We start from the raw sequence: 20,768 nt of genomic DNA on the forward strand, positions 1-20,768 counted from the left end.
ACTGCCAGCTGTCATCTCATTACCTTTGCATCCAAATAACAGGTTTGAAACATCTAAAGGCGCTTAATAAATATTTCTGGAAGTATAGGTTCAGGTTTAGTATTGGGATGTTGTTTGTGATCGCCTCCAACTATTTTGCTGTTCTGGCTCCGCAGGTAACTGGTTTTGTTGTCAACCAGGTACAGATGCGCCTACCAAATGCCCGCCCTGTAGTGGAGCGCGAAAGACACGATATACTGGTTGAGTGGTTCATTGATGCGCTTGCTCCTTATCAAAATGATTTTTTCACCATTGTTGCTTTATCAAGTATCACCATCCTTGTATTAGCCATTATTCGTGGTGTCTTTATGTTCTTTATGCGGCAAACCATCATTGTGATGAGCCGCCACATAGAATATGACCAGAAGAACCAGGTATACAAGCATTACCAGGAGCTTGACATCAACTTCTTTAAAACGCATAGCACCGGCGACATGATGAACAGGATAACGGAAGATGTAAGCCGTGTGCGTATGTACACAGGCCCCGCCATCATGTACCTCATAAACCTTGTGGCATTGATCTGGTTTAGCGTTGTAAACATGTTGCGCAAGGATCCATTGCTGACACTATATGTACTTGCGCCACTACCAGTTCTTGCCATTACTATTTATGTAGTAAATCAGATCATTCATAAGCGCAGCGAAAAGATACAATCGCTGTTGTCTGATCTTACCACCAATGCGCAGGAAAGCTTTTCAGGGATAAGAGTAATAAAATCTTTTGTGCAGGAAAAGGCAATGTTCAGGTTCTTCAACAACAATAGTGAGAACTATAAGCAGAATGCAGTGCAACTGGCTAAAGTAGAAGCACTTTACTTCCCAAGCATGGCTTTGATGATTGGTTTAAGTACGCTCATCACCATCATGGTGGGTGGCATCCAGGCGCTGAACAATCCAATGAAAGTGGGTGTGATAGTGGAGTTTGTGATCTACATCAACATGTTGACCTTTCCCGTAAGTTCTATCGGATGGGTAGCAAGTATGATACAACGCGCATCGGCATCTCAAAAGCGCATCAATGAATTTTTAGAAACAACACCTGCTATAAAAAACGAGGCTACCACACAGCCTCCGGCTATTCAAGGCCATCTTGAGTTTAAAGATGTTAGTTTTACTTATCCTCATACAGGCATCAAAGCCTTGAAGAATATTAGCCTTTTTGTTTCGCCAGGCGAAAAGGTATTAATATTAGGTAAAACAGGAAGTGGCAAATCAACCATTGCTCAACTGCTGCTACGCTTTTATGATCCTGCGTCAGGCACCATTACTTTAGATGGAAAACCGTTGAAAGATTACCCTCTTCATTACCTGCGCGAACAGGTAAGTTATGTACCTCAGGATGTATTCCTTTTTAGCGATACCATTCACGACAATATTGGCTTTGGCTTGCATAAACCAGCCACGCACGAAGAAGTGATTGATGCAGCCAACAATGCAAACATTTTAAAAGAGATAAGCTTGTTTGCAAAGAAGTTTGATACAATGGTAGGCGAAAGAGGTGTAACACTTAGCGGCGGTCAAAAGCAACGTATATCTATTGCCCGTGCTTTGGTAAAACAACCTGCGTTGGTAGTGTTGGATGATAGTTTAAGTGCTGTAGACACAGCTACAGAAAACACTATTTTAAACAACCTAAATACAAGACTGAAGGATAAAACTGCACTCATCATTACGCATCGGATCTTCAGGCAAATACGTTTTGATAAAATAGTAGTAATGGAAGATGGAGTGATAACAGAGCAGGGAAATCATGATGATTTGATAGGCAAAAACGGCTATTATGCACAACTGTATGCCATGCAGGGAAGGCAGCATGAGCAACATTAAAATCTTTCATCAGATTTTAATTGACAGCATTCCATTTAAATTTTGGCATTTCAAAATGAGCCCTATATTTGTGCCTCATTGTTTTTATACAATCCTTAACAACAAAACTAACCACTGTGGCGTACGACAACAACGAACAAAAAATTGAGAGTGTTTACAGTAAGAGAATCAGGGCGGGAAAAAGAAGAACTTATTTTTTTGATGTTAGAGCAACCCGAAGCAATGACTACTTTTTAACCATAACAGAAAGCAGGAAGCGTTTCAACGATAATGGTTACGACAGGCATAAGATTTTTTTGTATAAAGAAGACTTCAACAAGTTTATAAAAGCTTTGAACGAAGCCGTTGATTATGTGAAGACAGACCTGATGCCGGATTTTGATTTTGATGCATTTAACCACGACTACGATGAGAACGGAAATGGTTATGCAGAAGGAACAAACGGTTATCATGAAAGTGTAGCTGAAGTGGCTGCAGAGGTAGAAGAGGTTGTAGAAACAATTGCTGTTTCATCTCATTCTGCTGCAGTTGCTGAAGTTCCGGTATCGGAGCCAGTAAACCTGAGCAGCGAGGAAGTAGACAAATGGTAAAACCAAAATGGATCTATAAATAAAGCCGCAGTTTTAATACTGTGGCTTTTCTGTTTTATAGCGGTTATGGTTACTTCTTTAATCCACTGCTACATCTTCTCAAAGCTTCACATTTCTTCATGCAATATTGCTCTATATAATTTTCAATTCTATTGCATCTTCTGCAGGCATAGAATTTTAGCATTTGATGCATGCAAACAAGTCTGCTGCAACAAATCAACCGTTTACTGTTAGGCATCTTGCTTTTCTTTAGCTTGCTTTATCTTGGAAGGCCTTTTTTGATTCCTGTTTCTATTGGTCTACTATTCTCCATTCTACTATTGCCTGTTGCTTCTAAACTAGAAGAAAAAGCTTTTAGCAGGACTGCCGCAGCAGGTACATGTATCATAGGTTTGGTGATTATTATTTTTGCTTTATCATTCTTTCTCACCAATCAGGTAATAGGTTTCATTAATGATCTGCCTGCTATAAAAGGCAACCTCGAAAATAAGCTTGATAGTATACAGGATTATATAGATGATAAGCTGGACATGCCACGGGAAGAGCAGGCTAGAAAGATGGATGTACAAGTATCTAACCTTTTTCAACGAATGGGAAATATGCTTACCACCATGTTGTACAGCACAGGCACGCTGTTAATGGATTTCTTCATCATTGCCTTGTATGCCTTCTTCTTTATAAGCTATAGGAGACGCTTCAAGAACTTTATTCTGAAACTTATATCAAAGAAGCAGGAAGGAAAGGCTGATGAGATTTTTGAAAAAGTAGCGAACGTTGCTAACTCTTATATTGTTGGTGTATCGCTGGTGGTGCTCATACTTGCTGCTTGTAATACTATCGCACTATCACTTATTGGCATCAGGCAGGCTTTATTCTTTGGCGTGCTTGCAGGGTTGCTGAATATTATCCCATTCATTGGTTCGTTGGTAGGCAGCGCTATTCCTGTTTTGGTACTGTTGTTAACCCGAGATTCTTATTCAGCAGCGCTTACTGCGGCTATATATTTCCTCGGAATCCAGTTGGTGGAAAGTTATTTTCTTACACCCAATATAACAGGTAATAAAGTAAAACTAAATCCCATGGCTACCATTATGGCGCTTATGCTTGGTGCTTTGGTTTGGGGTGTTGCCGGGATGATATTGTTCATTCCGTACCTGGGTGTGCTAAAGGTTTTATTCGATAATGTAGAGTCGCTAAAACCCTTTGGCGCCATCATTGGAAATGAACAGGATATCAAAGAAAGGAGAAATTAGTGGCCTTCAAGTCAGGTTCATTCACTCCACAGCGCAACTGAATGAAATGATTAAGCATCTTCAACTAATTATGGTTGTGCTATCGATTAATCTTTATATTGCTGTAGCAGCAGTAGGTTGATCAACCGGCATGCCGCTCTAACGATTGTAAACTATACTCCTTTATATGCCAATTCGGAAATTGCTTGTCGCAAACCGTGGTGAAATTGCTATACGTGTACTTCGCGCCGCCACGGAACTACTTATCAAAACAGTTGCTATTTACACCTACGAAGACCGCTACTCATTGCATAGGTACAAAGCTGATGAATCGTACCAGGTAGGTAAAAACGATGATCCACTGAAGCCTTATCTTGACATTGAAGAGATCATTCGTGTGGCCAAGCGAGAGCAGGTAGATGCCATTCATCCTGGGTATGGATTTCTTAGTGAAAATGCAGTTTTCGCCCGCCGGTGCAGGGAAGAAGGGATAATTTTTGTTGGCCCTACACCTGAGGTAATGGAACAGCTCGGTGATAAAATTGCCGCTAAAAAAGTAGCTAAGGCTGCAAATGTGCCCCTTATAGAAGATTGCGAAGTAGATTCATCAACGCCTGGCGAGGCAATAACCGAAGCAGAAAAAATTGGTTTTCCTGTGATTATCAAAGCAGCTGCGGGTGGCGGTGGAAGGGGTATGCGTGTAGTTCGTTCTGCAGAAGAGCTGGTGAAGAACATAACAGAAGCAGGCAATGAAGCACGTGTTGCTTTTGGCAATGCTACAGTATTTCTTGAAAAGTTTATCGAAGAGCCCAAGCATATAGAAGTGCAGGTAATGGGCGACAACCATGGCAATCTTGTTCACATATTTGAACGGGATTGTTCTGTACAGCGGCGCTTCCAAAAAGTTGTGGAAGTGGCACCAGCTACTTCATTGAAAGAGATAACGAAACAGAAGCTGTATGATTATGCTATCCGCATTTGCAAGCAGGTAAATTATAATAATGTTGGTACGGTTGAATTCCTGGTTGACAGGGAAGAGAATATCTTCTTTATAGAAGTGAATCCGCGCATACAAGTGGAGCATACGGTAACGGAAGAAATAACTGGAATTGATATTGTAAAGAACCAACTGCTAATAGCGCAAGGACACAAGCTTACTGATCCGGAAATCAATATACAGTCGCAGGCGCAGATCACTTACTCTGGTGTGGCCATACAATGTAGAGTTACAACAGAAGATCCTTCCAATGGTTTCAAACCTGACTACGGTACCATCATCGCGTACCGCAATGCCGGCGGACCCGGGATACGATTGGATGAAGGAAGTTCTTACCCCGGTGTAAGCATTTCACCTTTCTTTGATTCTTTATTGGTGAAAGTAACAGCATCGGGACGCAACCTTGCAGAGAGTTGCGAAAGACTGGTGAGGACTTTACGCGAGTTCAGGATTCGCGGCGTCAATACCAATATTGCATTTCTTGAGAATGTATTGCAGAACCAGATATTTCAAAATGGAGCCGCTACAGTAGGTTTCATTGATGCACATCCTGAACTATTTCACCTGGTGCCTCGCCAGGACCGGGGTACCAAGGCTTTAAAATACATAGCAGAAGTGATTGTAAATGGCAATCCTGATGTAAACAAAGTAGACCCCTCAGTTACTTTCAGAACACCTGTTGTGCCTGATATTGATCATTCTAAAAATATAGAAGGAAGTAAGGAACGGCTAATAAGACTTGGCAGAGAAGGTTTTGTTGAATGGCTAAAAAACGAGAAGGCAATTCAATATACTGATACCACTTTCAGAGATGCACACCAATCGTTGCTGGCTACGAGGGTGAGAAGCATCGACATGCTCAAAGTAGCAGAAGCCGTTTCTAAAAATCATCCTGAACTGTTCTCGCTGGAGATGTGGGGTGGGGCAACGTTTGATGTAGCATTGCGCTTTTTACACGAAAACCCATGGCAGCGCCTGCGCATGTTAAGGGAACGCATACCCAACATCCTTTTCCAGATGTTGATTCGCGGTTCCAACGCGGTTGGTTATACAGCCTATCCTGATAATCTTGTTGAAACCTTTATCGAGAAATCATGGGAGGAGGGTATTGACATCTTCAGGATATTCGATTCGCTCAACTGGCTGGAAGGAATGAAGGTGAGCATCAATGCAGTGAAAGAAAGAACAGGTGGACTTGCAGTAGCTTGCATCTGCTATACCGGCGACTTCCTTGATAAAGAACGAAACCACAAGTTCAACCTGCAATACTATCTTGATCTTGCACGGCAACTGGAAGATGCAGGTACACATATTTTAGGAATCAAAGATATGGCTGGCTTGCTGAAGCCTATGCAGGCGCAGGTACTGGTACAAGAGCTGAAAAAAGTAGTAGACATCCCTATCCATCTTCATACGCACGATACATCTTCAATACAGCCTGCTACCTATTTAAAAGCCATTGAAGCTGGTGTAGATGTGATAGATGTTGCATTGGCTTCTATGTCAGGACTTACGTCACAACCTAATTTCAATTCCATCGTCGCGATGATGAAAGGGCATGAAAGGGAGCAACCGATGGATCTTCAAAAGCTGAATAAGCTGTCGACATATTGGGAAGATGTGAGAGAGATATATTACCCATTTGAATCAGAACTCAAAGCCGGTACTGCCGAGGTATTTGATCATGAGATCCCGGGAGGACAATACAGTAACCTTCGGCCGCAGGCGCGTAGTCTTGGGCTGGAAGACAAGTTTGAACTGGTGAAGAAGAACTATGAAGTAGTGAATAGGATGTTCGGTGATATTGTTAAGGTAACACCATCATCTAAAGTAGTGGGTGACATGGCTTTATTCATGACAGCCAATGGTTATACAGAAGAAGATGTATATGAAAAAGGAGAAGGGATGTCTTTCCCCGACTCTGTCATAGGTTTAATCAAAGGTGACCTTGGACAAACAGAAGGGGGCTTCCCGACCAAGCTTTCGCAGATCATTTTAAAAAATGAAAAGCCTTATACTGACAGGCCAAACGCGCATTTAAAGCCTATAGATTTTGAGGCAGCAATGCAACAATTTCAACAGCAGTTTGGGCAGCAGTACACCTTCTTAGACCTGTTGTCATACCTGTTCTATCCAAAGGTCTTCAGAGAATATCATGACCATTTAAACAAGTTTGGAGATCTTGATTACCTGCCTACAGATGTTTTCTTCTTTGGACTGAAGCCAAACCAGGAAACGCTTATTGAGCTTTCTCCGGGTAAAAGCATACTGGTGCGAATGCTATATACAAGTGCAACAGACGAAAACGGTGTGAAGCAGGTTTTCTTTAAACTAAATGGGCAAACGCGTTCAATTGAAGTGCGTGATAATAGCTTCACTGTAACGAAGCAGACAAATAAAAAAGTTAGTTCAGAGAAAGAGATCGGTGCGCCTTTACAAGGTCGACTTTCAGGAATTATGATAAAGCCGGGCGACCAGGTGGAGAAAAACCTCGCGCTATTCACCATTGAAGCAATGAAGATGGAGTCTACCATAGTAGCCTCTAAAACAGGTAAGGTGAAAAATGTAGTGCTGCAGGAAGGTGTGCTGGTAGAGCAGGATGATGTGGTGATAGAACTTGAATAGGAATAGCTTGATGTTTAGAAATTGCTACTGGTACTGGCGAGGTATTTTTACATCCTCATCCTAAACCAGCATCGATGGATATTAAGGAAGGAGAACATAATCTTTCATCGCCTGCAGGACTACCTGCAGGCTTTGATGTTTTAATAAAGACGTTGTCGCCACAAGGCTATCATTTCACAATAACAGCTAAAGACAGCGATGCAGCGATCTCAACTTTTTCATACAATCTTACATCTACAGATCACCAGTCTTATCTCGATCTTTTCGAAAAACTATCGAAGCTTTTTGGGCTGCGAATGCCGCAAAACCGGCGGCCGGTAATACAACCCACTTCTACAGCGCCTTACCGGGTGGTGCTAACAGATAACCTGCATCCAGGCATGTTGTATGGCTATGGTGATCCGGCAATTTTGAAAGTAGATGAACATGGAGAAACTTATTACTACCTGGCAGTTACTTCCAATGATGCACCCAATGCCTTCCCAATTCTTCGTTCTGCCGACCTGGTAAACTGGTCATTTGTAGATTATGTTTTTCCAAAAGGCAGAACGCCTGAATGGGCCAGCACCGGTGAAAACAATAGCGACTATTGGGCGCCTGAGATACACAAGATAGGAGATGAGTACAGGATATATTTTGTAGCACGCGAAAAACACACAAGCGAGTTGTGCATTGGAATGGCAAGCGCTCCTTCGCCAGCAGGGCCTTTTGTGCCGGCAGACAAACCTATGCTTACCAATAATGTAATAGATCCGCATGTTTTTGTAACTGCTGGTAATGATGCTTACCTGTACTGGAAGGAGGACAACAACGATGTATGGCCTGCAAAAATGCTGGATCTTCTTTACCAACATCCACAACTGGTAAGCGAATTAATAGCTGTTGAAGAAGACAAACGAACTGCTTCATTGATCATTACCTTATGGCTTTGGGCAAAGAAGCTACCACCAATGGAGCGGTTCCAGGCCATTCAAATCTTCATAGAGATCATCATAGCAGATTATACCTCTTACTACCAGCAACTGTTGCAAATGCAAAAGCAGCAGCCAGGTTTAAATGAACTGATAGCACCTGTAGTTCACTTCATGAAGACTCCGATGTATGCACAACAACTATCACCTGATGGGCAACAACTGGTGGGCGAAAAGGTAAAGGTGTTGGAAAATGACCTGGATTGGGAGGCTCACCTGATAGAAGGAATGTGGGTGACAGAACAGGATAATAAATACTATTTCTTTTATGCTGGTAACGACTTTTCAACTGATAAATATGGAATTGGCGTTGCTGTAGCCGATCACCCGCTAGGGCCATACCAAAAGATGCAAGCACCTTTCTTACAATCAACAAAGGATTGGTGGGCACCGGGGCATCCTTCGGTTACTACCTCGCCTGCGGGTAAGCCACTGCTGGTACTGCATGCCTACCATCCCGGCAAAGCAGGGTATAAACAGCTGCGTGTTTTGCTCATGGTGCAATTGCAATTTTCAGCCGGAGAAGTAAAAGCAATAGAACCTATGCTGTAAGTTCTAAAGCTTCTGGTAGATAATAGCCGCTGTAGCTGGCATTGAAGCTTGGTTCAACTTATTGATTTCTTTAGATAAATGTTTCATTACCGCTTCCTGAACTGTGGGTGCAACGTGCTATTTTTGCAGCCAAAAGTTTGCGCTAGTAGCGTGTAGAGGAGCATATGAAATTATTCCCGGAATCGGCAGCAGTACAGTTAGAGTTTGACAAGGTAAAAGACCTGCTGGTAGAGCATTGTAAAAGTGAATATGGTAAGAGTAAGGCAGCATCATTACGCATCCATACACGCAAAGATTTTTTAGAAAGAGAACTTAACCAGTCAAACGAATACATGTTAATAGCTGGAGCCGGCCAGCATTTTCCCAATGATTATGTACTAAACATCCAGAAAGACCTGAAGCTTCTTGGTATACCAGGCGCCGTACTGGTAGGCGATCAGTTCATGAGCATCAGGAAACTGGCACTTAGCCTGCAATCTATTTTCCGATGGTTTGATAACGAACGGCGTTTAGCTTATCCTGCACTTACTCATGTGATAGAAGACACCTATTACGAAAAGAATATTCTTGAGTGGATAGACCTGGTACTGGATGAACTGGGCAATGTAAAGGATAATGCAAGTGAAGAATTGCAGCGCATCCGGATGGCTCTTTTCCGCAAAAGAAATGAACTGAGACGGGTGTTTGAAAAAGTGATCGCACGACTGGCTAAGCAAGGTTATACTGCTGATATAGATGAAAGCTTTAGCAACGGCAGGCGAGTGGTTGCCGTTTTTTCTGAATACAAGCGCCAGGTAAAAGGTATCCTTCACGGAGAAAGTGATACGCGCAAAACGGCATATATAGAACCGGAAGAAACCACTGAATTAAACAACGACATCTTTAGCCTGGAGAACGAAGAGCGGAAAGAGGTGCAAAGGATCTTTAGAAAACTTACCGCCGACCTTTCTGTTTATGCACACTTGCTACAGGGTTATCACACCATCATTGGAGAATATGATTTTATAAGAGCAAAAGCTCTGCTGGCGCTGGATATGAACGCCGCAATGCCAACGCTTATGGATAAGGCTCATATTGAACTCATCAATGCCTACCACCCGCTGTTGTACCTGTACAACAAAGCTGCTAATAAACCTACCATTCCAGTTACCATTACATTGAATGACAAGAACAGGATACTGGTAATAAGCGGGCCGAATGCCGGGGGTAAAACTGTTACTTTAAAAACTGTTGGGCTGTTGCAGATCATGATGCAAAGCGGCTTGCTGGTTCCTGTTGGTGGTCTGTCGCAGATGGGGATTTTCAAACAGCTGATGATACATATTGGCGATACCCAAAGCCTGGAGTTTGAACTGAGTACCTATAGCAGTCACCTGAAAAACATGCGTCACTTTATGGAAGTGGCAAATGGTAAAACACTATTTTTTATAGACGAATTGGGTAGCGGTAGTGACCCTAATTTAGGTGGTGCTTTTGCTGAAGTTATCATGGAAGAACTGGCGCACAAACATTCTTTTGGAATTGTTACTACACACTACCTCAACCTGAAGGTGATGGCCAATAAAGTTCCCGGTATCATCAATGGAGCTATGGCCTTTGACGAGATCAACCTGCTGCCGATGTACCGGCTCATCGTAGGTAAACCAGGTAGTTCCTATACATTTTCGATAGCGGAAAGAATAGGCTTACCAAAGCACCTGATAAACAAAGCACGTAAACTGGTAGATGAAGAGCATTTTACTTTAGATAAATTACTGAACCGCACTGAGCAGGACCTTCGTGAACTGGAGCAGAAAGAGAAGGAGCTTCATAAACTTATTCGCGAAAATGAAAAGCTGAAAAAAGAGATGACGCAGGTAATGGATAAAGAGCGTCATCGCCAGCAGGTAGAAATTTTAAAACAACAAAACCAGCTGACAGATGAAAAGCTGGCAAACCTGAAAGACCTGGAAAGAAAGATCAGGCAAATACTGATTGACTGGCGTAAAGCCGAAGACAAGGCAGAAATCATCAAGCAGATGCACAACTTGTTGTTTAAAAAGAAAGAGCAGGTAGTGGTGAATAAACTTGCTAAAAAAGTTGAAGGGAAGTATAAGGAAGTGAAAGGCGAAATAGTGGTAGGTGCTAAAGTAAAGTTGAAGAAAAACTACCAGGTAGGAGAGGTGAAGGAAATACGCGGCAAGCGGGCTGTTGTGCAGGTGGGCATGTTACCTATGAGTGTAGAGATGAATGATCTAGTGCTGGTGGAAGAAAAAGCCGCGGAATAGCAGGTAAGTTTTTAGCCTAATTATAAAGTGATTAAATAAATACAATATTTATTCGTTATAGACTTACCATGACTATTACAGGTTAATATTGCAGTCCCCAATGTACCAACCGCTACACCTTTCACAATCCAATATTGATCGCCCCGATCACGGGACGCTTCATACATTCATGGAAAGGCATGTTGGTTATCTTTTGGTCGACAGAAAAAAGAGAGTAGAAGACGTAAATACTCATTACCATTTATTTCATTCCTGCTTTAATACCCATTTACCGGAGCGCTTCTCTATTTTGGAAAAATCCACATTTGAAAATTTTCCTGCAAATTTCTACACCAATTTATCCTCTTTAATTTCCGGAGAAGCAGAAAGCTTTATATTTCAGGTTCAAGATCCAAATCAAAAACATATTTCTTACCAGGTACAGTTGCAAAACCTTTCAGGTGCTATTCCTGGTAAGTCTTCTGTAGGGATATTTGTTCAACCAATGAGACTAACAATTTCTGCTAACCAACCTGCCTCAATCGAACTGTTTGAGGTGCTTGTACAACAATCAACTGATGTGTACCAACTTGCCGATGCAGGTTTTATCATCAACTACACCAGCAATGCCGTAGAGAATGTACTGGGTTATGCTCCTCATCATTTTATTGGTAAATCTGTATTGGAGGCCATTCACCCTGATGACAGGGATAATGTGAAAGAGTGGCTGATAAGCTTACGAGCAATAAAAGAAAGGCTGGTAACACTTGAATACCGTGTAAAGAATAAAGAAGGCGACTGGGTTTGGATTGAGAACAATGGAAGAAACATGCTGGATCACCCACATGTGGGCAGCATTGTTATGAACTTCAGGAATATTCAATCCAAGAAGATAGCAGACCATGCGCTGGTGCAGGCAGAACAAAGGTTATCAATGCTGCTGAACAATACTGAAGAATCGTTCATCATAGTCAACAGCAGGCTGCGTATCATTACTTACAATAAGGCTGCACAGGTTCACTCACCTTTCTTTTTTCAGCGTGAACTGCAGTCAGGTCTTTCTGTGCTTGAGCTGATAAAAAAGGAAGAGATCAATGAACTGATAGAAGTTTTCGAAATTGTTTTTACTGGTGAAGAAGTGGTGAAGGAAACCGTCTTCACTGATGAGAACCATCATGTTCATATTTACAACCACACGTACCGCCCACTGTTCGACCAGAACGGGGAGATCTTCGGCGTTTTCATTACTTCCACCAATATTACCGAGCGTAAAAAATTAACTGAAGAGTTAGCAGCTAACAGCAACCGGCTGGAGACAGCTCAACAAATAGCAAGGCTGGGGTATTTCGAAAACAACTTTACCAATAAAGAGATATTCTGCTCGCCGCAGTTTTACGAGATTCTTGGGATACAAGAAGCAGAAGCCACTTTTAAAGATTTCAATTTCCTTCACCAAGTTGTTCATCCAGAGGATAAGGAACTCCTGAGGAATGCACTTGAAAATTCATTTAGTACCGGCGAAAGTTTTAATATAGAATTCAGGGTGACAGGCGAGAAGGAAAAAGTGATACTGGCTATTGGCGTTGTAGAGAAAGATGCGGATGGATTGCCAACCAAATTCCGTGTAACCATACAGGATATTACAGATAGTAAGATGGCCATACTGGCTATTCAAACGTTGGAATCCCGGTTCCGCTCTTTGTTTGAAAACAGCATTGATGGTGTCATTTTATCTAAATGGGAGGGAGCCATCACTTCGGGTAATCCTTCTATCTGCAAAATGCTTGGTTATACTTCTGATGAATTGTTAAGCCTTACCCGTCACGACCTGTTGCAACTGGAGTCTCCGCTTGTGCAGGAAATGATGGACCAGCGTGAGAAAACTGGTTCTTACATGGGTGAGTTGATGATCCGTCATAAGGACGGTTATTATATACCTGCGGAAGTTACTTCCATGATGATGAAGGATGGAGAAGGTCATAATTATATTTCATCCATCATAAGAGATATAACTGAGAAGAAAAAAATAGAAAAGGAACAAAAAGCACTTACAGAAGAATTGCTGAAAAACAACCAGGACCTGCAGCAGTTTTCTTTCATCACATCGCATAACCTGCGGGCTCCGGTGGCTAACCTTATGAGCTTACTCAGCTTGTACAATAAGAGCAATCCTGGTGATGATTTTAACCTGGTATTGGTTGATAAATTTGCTGAGGCCACTCAGCAGTTGAACCAAACATTAAATGATTTGGTGAACGTACTGGTGATAAAGTCAAATAACAATATCAGCAGCGATACCGTGTTTCTTTCTGCTGTATTTGCTGATGTACTGAAGAATGTAGAAAGCTTACTGGAGCAGCAACATGGAGTTATAAATACTGATTTTTCTGCCGTTGATGAAATACGCTATAACAGGATACATGTTGAAAGCATATTTTTGAACATGATCTCCAACGCGATCCGTTATCGTTCAGCAGATCGTAAGCCAGTTATCAATATACGTTCGTATGTAGTTCCAGGGTATATTGTTGTTGACTTTAATGATAACGGGATGGGGATGGATTTAAAACGTTATGGTGACAGACTGTTTGGATTGTACCAGAGGTTTCACGATAACAGGGAAGGCAAGGGTTTAGGTTTATATATGACCCGTTCGCAGGTAATGGCGATGGGTGGAAAAATAGAAGTAGAAAGTGAGCCCGGCGTAGGTAGTACTTTCAAAGTTTTTTTCAAATCACTATAATCGAATGTCCAGATATTCTAACGTATTACTAGTAGAAGATGATCCGATAACAATAATGGTTTGCGACAGGATCATTAAAATGAGCGATTTTGCTCAAAATGTTGTTTCGTGCGAAAACGGTAAATATGCCATAGACCATATCAAACGTATAATAGACGAAGGCAAACAATTTCCAGAAATCATTTTCCTTGATATAAACATGCCGGTTATGAACGGCTGGGATTTCCTGGAAGAGTTTGAGGCATTGAAAGATATGATAAGCCCTATGCCTCGCATCTTCATTCTTTCTTCTACTGTAGACCCGGAAGATTACAAAAGAGCCAAATCATTTACAGCTGTAGATAATTTTATCTCGAAGCCACTGAGCAAAGAATTTTTAGATGATATAAAATAAAAGAGGACCTAAATCCTCTTTTATTTATTCAAGCGCCAGGTATTTTTCAGGTAATTGCTTTGCAGTTTTAGCACCCATTTTCTTCAATTCTTCTACACGATTTACCAGGTTTCCTCTTCCCGTTGCTAATTGTTTGAAAGCTTCATTATAGCTATTGTTAGCTTCAGCCAGTCTCTTACCCACTAATTCCATATTGTCTATAAAACCGCAGAACTTCTCGTACAATGCACCCGCTTTTTCTGCAATGTCTACAGCATGCTTTTGTTGTTGCTCTACCTTCCACAGGTCGGCAATTATCTTTAGCACACTGAAGAGGTTGGTAGGACTAACTAGTAAAATCTTTTTATCGTAAGCATATTTCCAAAGTTGTACATCAGCTTTTATGGCTTCTAAAAATGCTGGCTCTATAGGTATAAATAGCAAGACGTAATCTAACGCGCCAGCATACTTTGGATAGTTCTTCCTGCTAAGGCCATCTATATGCTGCTTAACAGAACGTATATGTTCTTTAAGAAACGCCACCTGCTGTTCCTTATCATCGCAACCTATGCATTGCTCCCACGCCACCAGCGACACTTTAGAATCAATGATTACCCTGCGCTGGTCAGGGTAGTAAATGATGATGTCAGGTTGCAGACCCTTTCCCTGTTCATCTTTTATAACATTGCCTGCTGCATCACGTATATATTCCTGCACAGCGAACTCCCTGCCTTTGGTAAGGCCGCTGTTCTCCAGCAATCCTTCCAGGATCATTTCGCCCCAGTTGCCTTGTAGCTTGTTATTGCCTTTTAGTGCAGTGGTAAGATTGTTTGCTTCCTGGCTTACCTGCTTGCTCATCTCTACCAGCCTGTGCACCTCCTTTTCCAACGAAAATCTTTCTTTGGATTCCTTATCATACGTCTCTTCTACCTTTTGCTTAAACGCTACCAGGTTCTCTTTCAGCGGGTCAAGCAAGAGTTTCAATTTCTCTTCGTTGGCTTGAGTAAATCGCAGCGATTGCTCGTTCAGTATCCTGTTTGAGATCTCACCAAATTCAAGTTTGAATTGTTCTCTCAGTCGCAACATTTCATTTTGCTGCAGGTCAAGCTTTTCGCGCATATACTTAAGGTTTGCAGTCAGGTCTGCTACCTGCGACAAAGCTTGTTGATGCTGCTCCTGCAATTGCGTATACGCCACATATTGTTGCTTCAACAATTCATTCTGGCTTTCGGCTTTATTAGCCCTTTGCAGCAGCTCATTTACATTAGCTAAAGCTTGTTGCTTTTCCTGTTTCGCCTGTTGCAATGCTAACTCTTGCTGACGAATATGCTCGTTAGCCGCAGCTACAGTTTTTGATACAGATGCATTGTGCAACAGGTAGGCAACAACCGCAGTAACTGCAATAGCCATAGCTGCTATTAGAATATACACTTCCATATTTTTTGTAGTTATGCCAATGAGTTTTGGCAGGTTTTAAAGGTATAGCAAATAGGAGAGAAGCTGCCATAGCTGCTGCGTAGAATTACTGAAAGCACAAGTGAGTGACACAACCAAAGATGCTGGCTGTACAACTGCTGGCAAAACAAAGTTCTCTTTCAATAAATAGGCTACAACCTGATCTTCACGCCACCATTTACAACAAAACCTTCTACCGGTGCATAGATGTCCCTGAAGTTAGGATTGCTGACAGAGCCGGTGTAGATGGTATCGAACCTGGTTTGGCGGGTGTTGGTGAAGTTTTCGAAGTTGAGGAAGATGGAAAAGTTATCCCACAGTTTTTCGGCCATGAAACCCATGATCCAGTACGACTTGCCGAATGTGCCATCATTCAATCTTTGCCTGCTAAAGTGGTATGCTTCCAGGCCAAGCTTTAGTTTATCTTCTATTTCGTACATCAGCACATTGTTGAGGCGGTGGCGTGCAGTTAGCGGCAGCCATTCCTGCTGGTTGTTGAAGTAGGTATTGGCATCGGTAAACGTATAACCTATGAACAGTTTGAAGTGGTCGTAGGTCAGGCGCAGGTTGGTTTCTGTTCCTTTAGTGTCAAGGTAGCCTGTAGAATTTTGAAACTGCACCTTGCCACCAGGAGCGCCAACCATCACCAGCGGGTTGTTTAGCCTGGTGTAAAAAAACAAATGATTGAAGCTTACACCGAGTTCACCAATTGTAGTGCGATAATTGATGTCCCAGTTACCTCCGATAGAACGTTCATTTTTTGAGTTGTTCAGATCGATAGGCAGGAGGTTCTGGAACTGGCGACGTTCTGCTTCTTCTGTAAAAATAGTAGGTGTTTTATAACCATAGCCACCGCCAATGCGGGTGGTGAGTTTTGGATTTACTCTAAACATGGCAGATACACGCGGCAACAGTTCAAAGCCAAATTCGTTAACATAATCGCCTCTTAAACCTGTTTCTAAAACTACCTTCTCAGAAATATTCCAGGCGTTTTGTACAAAGATGCCATAGGTGTTGAAGCTATAGTCTCTTTTAGGATCTGTTGTTTGCGCCTGCTCCTTCAAATTATCCGTTATCACGTTTGTACCAATGATCCAGTCGGCATTTTCTCCCTGCCTGTTCCAGGTAAGTTCTGAAAAAGAAGATTGCTGTAAAGCATCGAAAGTATATGCAGGAATATTGATCACCCTGTTGAACCTGCTATAGCTGTTCTTGAACTGCAGCGTGAATTGCTCATTCAATTTGTGTGCAATGCCGAACTGCGTGGTGATGCGGTCTGTATTGTTCTTCTCAAAGAAGCCATTGCCGCCGTTCTTGATATAAGTGATACTACCACCGGTGCGGTCTTCAGTTATGTAGGTGACACCTACATCTGCTGTTGTCTTGTTGCCGTACAGGAACAGCCGTGGGTTGATGGTGTATCGTTCAAATTTTGGTATAGCTGTAAATCCAATTGCCGCAGGATCAAAAGGGGCATTGCTGTTGCGTGATGCAAAAACTGTCAGCCCTGCTTTTCCATAACGTTCACTATAAAACCCACTTAGGTCTAATCCTCCGGCAGATGTACCATTAGCCAGGAAGTTCAACTCTCTTTCATTGCCGGGCGTCTTGCTTACAAGATTTACTAAACCTGCTATAGCTCCGCCTCCGTACAATGTAGAAGCAGCTCCTTTGATCACCTCCACCTGTCGCAGGTCGAGTGGTGCGATCTGTAATATGGATAGACCTCCAGAGAAACCAGAATACATGGGATAGCCATCTCTCAACAGCTGGGTATATCTTCCTTCCAAACCTTGTATACGAATACCTGCATTGAAAGATGTTGCAGAAGTTTGTTGTGTTTGAATGCCGGTGCTTTCGTTAAGCAACATCCTTATGTCGCCAGGTTTCATATTTCCTTTTTCAGTTAACTCTTCACCCGATATGACTTCGACACGTGTTGGTATATTGGCAATGGTACGGCTGATACGAGTAGCTGTTACAATGACCTCTTCTTCTTCGTGTTCTTCGCCTTCTTCTAACAGCACTTCCACTATTGTATCATCCGGCTGAGGTACCTGGATGGTTATCTCATTCTCTTCCATCCCTACAAAAGACACTTTCACTTTATAGGTTCCTGCAGCGACACCAGAGAAAGTTGCTATACCCATACTATCTGCTATTGCAGTTTGTTTGATAGATGAAATAGAAACGGTAGCACCTGCAAGAGGTGTCTTTTCTTCACTTGTTTTTACTGATAACCTGATGGTGTGTTGCGCATATGTAGTAAATGCACAAAGCATTAGTATGAATAGCAGAAAATTTTTCTTCATTAGAAAAGATTGAGGATGTGAGACACCGGCGCAAAAGTAACTGATAGGTTTTATTGGATACGCCAGTATCTACACCTGGTAGGTAAGAGATAAAAAAAAGCTACCGAAGTAGCTTTCATACTTTCTGAAACAAATGAAGAAGTCTTAACTAGTTTTCAATGCTTCGGCTACGGTTGCCGACAATGAAGTAGTAGGTCTTCCTATCAAAGAAGATAGTTGACGGCTGTTATCATACAAGTCACCGTTAGCAGCACTAGTATCCCACCCGGCTATGGCTTTTGCAAATCCTTCAGGAATTCCAAAGCTTGAAAGTATACTTGCATACTCTTCCTCTGGAAGATTCTTATACGGAATATCCTTACCAGTTTGCTTTGAAATTTCGGCGGCAAGATCAGTTAAGGTAAATGACTCGTCACCAGCAAGCTCATAGACTTTGCCCTGGTGACCTTCTCCTGTTAACACAGCAACTGCAGCTTCTGCATAATCAGCCCTGGCAGCGCCTGATATTTTTCCTTCGCCAGCGCTGCCTATAAATGCACCGCCTGCCAAAGCACCTCCAATAGATCCTGTATAGTTTTCGGTATACCAGCCATTGCGCAGGATGGTATAAGGTATGCCTGCTTGTTTCAATGTAGCTTCAGTTTCAAGGTGCTCTCCTGCAAGACTAAGCGTGGAAGTGTCAGCATGTAACAAACTGGTGTAGACGATCCATTTCACGCCGGCGTTTTTGGCAGCTTCTATTGTGTTGCGGTGCTGTGCTGCTCTTTGTCCAATTTCGCTGGAAGAAATAAGCAAAAGCGTATCTACACCCGCAAGCGCTGTATCCAGCGTGCCGGGAATAGAGTAGTCAGCATGTCTTAGTTCTACACCAAGATCTTCCGCTTTAGATGTAGTGCGTGCCATGGCCACAATATTATCGGCAGCTAATTTTTCCTTTAGCTTACTTACTACTATGCGACCCAGTTGTCCTGATGCTCCTGTGATGGCTATTTTCATTTTTTATTTTTTTTGTTTAGTTATCAAGATCACACAAAGGTCCTTCCTTCTTTCAAACCAGCAATGAAATTTTCGAAACGTATTATGCATAAACAAGACTTGAACTGGTTGTTCTAGTAGAGATGTAAGCGATTTTTTAACCTTGGCCTCTTACGCTCTTGAATGTCTATTTACAACATTCCTTCTTAGGTATAAACAGCCACTTTAGCAGCTTCAGGATCTTTTTCACTATCATCGGTAAGTGTCTTTTTATTTTCCATTTAAATGCCCGGTGTCAACAGGCATTTGTGTAGATGCAAAAGTAGATGTTTTGTTACCCGTTATTTAATTTATAACATCATCAATAGCATCACACCGCTCATGGCTATCATCAAAGCATCTTCAATAATGGTAATGGTGCTCATAGGAAGATTGAAAACTGCACCTAAACAGGCACATTGAATTTTTCTTTTGTTCAAAACACTTTGCAGCACTCCAATGATGCTGATACCCATTACTACAAAAGTGACTGCATTGGTAAGTACTGGATTGAAGTTGATCAGGTAGGCAATGCCGAGGCTAAGCTCGATAAAAGGATAAACATAACCCCACCCAAACCATCTTTTAGCAATGATGTCATAAGATGAATAGCTCTCAGCAAAACCTCGCAGGTTCGATAGCTTGAAGAATGAGAAAACCAAAAAGAAAACAGCCATGAAATTCTCCATCCACGAGTGCCAGTTGAACCTGTCATTGATTGCTTCTATCAATAATGTAGCTCCAGTGATATATGCACCAATTAAAAGGATGGGCTTATATGTTTCCAACCATGATCCTGTTTCTTCGGCAGGTGCTGCGTGGTGCATGCCTCCGTCCGCTTCTGTAATGGTATAATTCCCTGCCTTGGTCAATGCATCCTGTAGTTTCGCAACAGGGATATGTTTCTGCATAGTAATAGTAGCCTGTGGTGCTGTTAGCTGAACGTCTGCTGATGTTACGTCTCCTAACATTAGCAACTGGCTTTTTGCTTTTGCTACACATTTGCCACAGGTCATTCCGGCTATGTTATAGGTGTGTGTCATAATAAAAAATTTATAACACAAAACTACCGCCGGTGCTACCGGTGACTGTTACAGAATTATGGATAAGGTTTACAAGATTATTGGTTCAGCTAAATCCCATCTAAAGGCTTCCGTTTATTTTGCCCTACTTTTTTGAAATGGGTTGGGGTTAAACCTGTAACTTTTTTGAACTGCGATGAAAGATGCGCAATGCTGCTATAGCCTAATTGGTAAGCTATTTCTGAAAGGCTCAATTCATCATAGATGATGAGCTCTTTCACTTTCTCGATCTTTTGATTGATCAGGTATTTCTCAATGGTTATGCCTTCAACTTCTGAAAACAGGCTGCTCAGGTAGGAGTAGTCTTTATGTAGCGATTTAGAAAGTATATCTGAAAAGTTCAGGTTGTTTCCATCCTGTTTATAGTGTACTTGCTGGATTATGATGTTTTTTATCTTTTCTATCAGCTGCTGTTTGCTGTTGTCCAACAACTCGAACCCATAAACCTGGAGGTTCTTTTCAAGCTGCTCTATCTTTTCTTTTGGCAGTACTTCACTTGTTTCTACCTCACCCAATGTCACTTTGCAGCTACCTATCTGTAGCTTTTGTAGTTCCTGTTCTACTACATTTATACAGCGATTGCATACCATGTTCTTGATATAAAGGTGCATAGTGCAAAGTTAGGTTACTAAACAGGTGGTTTACTTGTAAAAAAAACAGCTCCCAGGCTGGGAGCTTTAATTTTGGTAAAACCGTCTTGATGAACGA

At 42.0% G+C, this 20,768-nt stretch carries 13 protein-coding genes; 8 read left to right on the top strand and 5 right to left on the bottom strand.

The features are described 5' to 3' along the window. Nucleotides 1–44: 44 nt before the first annotated feature. The 8 genes from J4N22_RS09445 (at nt 45) to J4N22_RS09480 (ending at nt 14,218) form a co-directional block, all read left to right on the top strand. Nucleotides 45–1,868: an ABC transporter ATP-binding protein gene (locus J4N22_RS09445; protein ID WP_207493750.1), complete on the top strand. Its 1,824-nt coding sequence runs from the start codon at nt 45–47 to the stop codon at nt 1,866–1,868. Between the two features lie 116 nt (nt 1,869–1,984). Beyond that, entirely contained in the window at nt 1,985–2,458 is a 474-nt protein-coding gene (locus J4N22_RS09450; protein WP_207493751.1) for a DUF3276 family protein, read from the top strand. A gap of 191 nt (nt 2,459–2,649) precedes the next feature. Beyond that, the gene (locus tag J4N22_RS09455; RefSeq protein ID WP_207493752.1) at nt 2,650–3,711 is read left to right on the top strand and encodes an AI-2E family transporter; all 1,062 of its coding nucleotides are present in this window, start codon (nt 2,650–2,652) and stop codon (nt 3,709–3,711) included. A gap of 166 nt (nt 3,712–3,877) precedes the next feature. Continuing rightward, nucleotides 3,878–7,312 carry a pyruvate carboxylase gene (locus J4N22_RS09460; RefSeq protein ID WP_207493753.1) on the top strand — a complete coding sequence of 1,145 codons (3,435 nt, stop codon included), beginning with the start codon at nt 3,878–3,880 and terminating at the stop codon, nt 7,310–7,312. Between the two features lie 74 nt (nt 7,313–7,386). Then, nucleotides 7,387–8,835, top strand: a complete 1,449-nt coding sequence (locus J4N22_RS09465; protein ID WP_207493754.1) for a family 43 glycosylhydrolase — start codon at nt 7,387–7,389, stop codon at nt 8,833–8,835. Between the two features lie 164 nt (nt 8,836–8,999). Next, a complete protein-coding gene (locus J4N22_RS09470; protein ID WP_207493755.1) occupies nt 9,000–11,102 on the top strand; it encodes an endonuclease MutS2 in 2,103 nt (700 codons plus the stop codon). A 484-nt stretch (nt 11,103–11,586) separates the two neighbouring features. Further along, nucleotides 11,587–13,824 carry a PAS domain-containing sensor histidine kinase gene (locus tag J4N22_RS09475; RefSeq protein WP_207493756.1) on the top strand — a complete coding sequence of 746 codons (2,238 nt, stop codon included), beginning with the start codon at nt 11,587–11,589 and terminating at the stop codon, nt 13,822–13,824. A 4-nt stretch (nt 13,825–13,828) separates the two neighbouring features. After that, nucleotides 13,829–14,218 carry a response regulator gene (locus J4N22_RS09480; RefSeq protein WP_207493757.1) on the top strand — a complete coding sequence of 130 codons (390 nt, stop codon included), beginning with the start codon at nt 13,829–13,831 and terminating at the stop codon, nt 14,216–14,218. A 24-nt stretch (nt 14,219–14,242) separates the two neighbouring features. Here the strand turns inward: J4N22_RS09480 and J4N22_RS09485 are convergent, their stop codons facing one another. From J4N22_RS09485 to J4N22_RS09505, 5 genes are all read right to left on the bottom strand, one after another. Then, nucleotides 14,243–15,634, bottom strand: coding sequence for a DNA recombination protein RmuC (locus tag J4N22_RS09485; RefSeq protein WP_207493758.1), 1,392 nt, complete (start codon nt 15,632–15,634; stop codon nt 14,243–14,245). Nucleotides 15,635–15,804: 170 nt separating this feature from the next. Continuing rightward, on the bottom strand, nt 15,805–17,964 hold the full coding sequence (locus tag J4N22_RS09490; RefSeq protein WP_207493759.1) for a TonB-dependent receptor: 2,160 nt from the start codon (nt 17,962–17,964) through the stop codon (nt 15,805–15,807). A 144-nt stretch (nt 17,965–18,108) separates the two neighbouring features. Beyond that, complete coding sequence (locus J4N22_RS09495; protein WP_207493760.1) at nt 18,109–18,960, bottom strand: SDR family oxidoreductase; 852 nt, start codon at nt 18,958–18,960, stop codon at nt 18,109–18,111. 329 nt (nt 18,961–19,289) lie between these two features. Then, nucleotides 19,290–20,021 carry a heavy-metal-associated domain-containing protein gene (locus tag J4N22_RS09500; protein WP_207493761.1) on the bottom strand — a complete coding sequence of 244 codons (732 nt, stop codon included), beginning with the start codon at nt 20,019–20,021 and terminating at the stop codon, nt 19,290–19,292. Between the two features lie 89 nt (nt 20,022–20,110). Further along, nucleotides 20,111–20,671, bottom strand: coding sequence for a helix-turn-helix domain-containing protein (locus J4N22_RS09505; RefSeq protein ID WP_207493762.1), 561 nt, complete (start codon nt 20,669–20,671; stop codon nt 20,111–20,113). Nucleotides 20,672–20,768 lie beyond the last annotated feature (97 nt).

The organism is Aridibaculum aurantiacum (assembly GCF_017355875.1).
GTDB classification, from domain to species: Bacteria; Bacteroidota; Bacteroidia; order Chitinophagales; family Chitinophagaceae; genus Segetibacter; species Segetibacter aurantiacus.

Coding starts and splice junctions, on each gene's coding strand:
- J4N22_RS09455 (WP_207493752.1), top strand. CDS start 2,650: ATGCAAACAAGTCTGCTGCAACAAATCAACCGTTTACTGTTAGGCATC.
- J4N22_RS09495 (WP_207493760.1), bottom strand. CDS start 18,960: ATGAAAATAGCCATCACAGGAGCATCAGGACAACTGGGTCGCATAGTA.
- J4N22_RS09470 (WP_207493755.1), top strand. CDS start 9,000: ATGAAATTATTCCCGGAATCGGCAGCAGTACAGTTAGAGTTTGACAAG.
- J4N22_RS09465 (WP_207493754.1), top strand. CDS start 7,387: ATGGATATTAAGGAAGGAGAACATAATCTTTCATCGCCTGCAGGACTA.
- J4N22_RS09480 (WP_207493757.1), top strand. CDS start 13,829: ATGTCCAGATATTCTAACGTATTACTAGTAGAAGATGATCCGATAACA.
- J4N22_RS09500 (WP_207493761.1), bottom strand. CDS start 20,021: ATGACACACACCTATAACATAGCCGGAATGACCTGTGGCAAATGTGTA.
- J4N22_RS09490 (WP_207493759.1), bottom strand. CDS start 17,964: ATGAAGAAAAATTTTCTGCTATTCATACTAATGCTTTGTGCATTTACT.
- J4N22_RS09505 (WP_207493762.1), bottom strand. CDS start 20,671: ATGCACCTTTATATCAAGAACATGGTATGCAATCGCTGTATAAATGTA.
- J4N22_RS09460 (WP_207493753.1), top strand. CDS start 3,878: ATGCCAATTCGGAAATTGCTTGTCGCAAACCGTGGTGAAATTGCTATA.
- J4N22_RS09475 (WP_207493756.1), top strand. CDS start 11,587: ATGAGACTAACAATTTCTGCTAACCAACCTGCCTCAATCGAACTGTTT.
- J4N22_RS09485 (WP_207493758.1), bottom strand. CDS start 15,634: ATGGAAGTGTATATTCTAATAGCAGCTATGGCTATTGCAGTTACTGCG.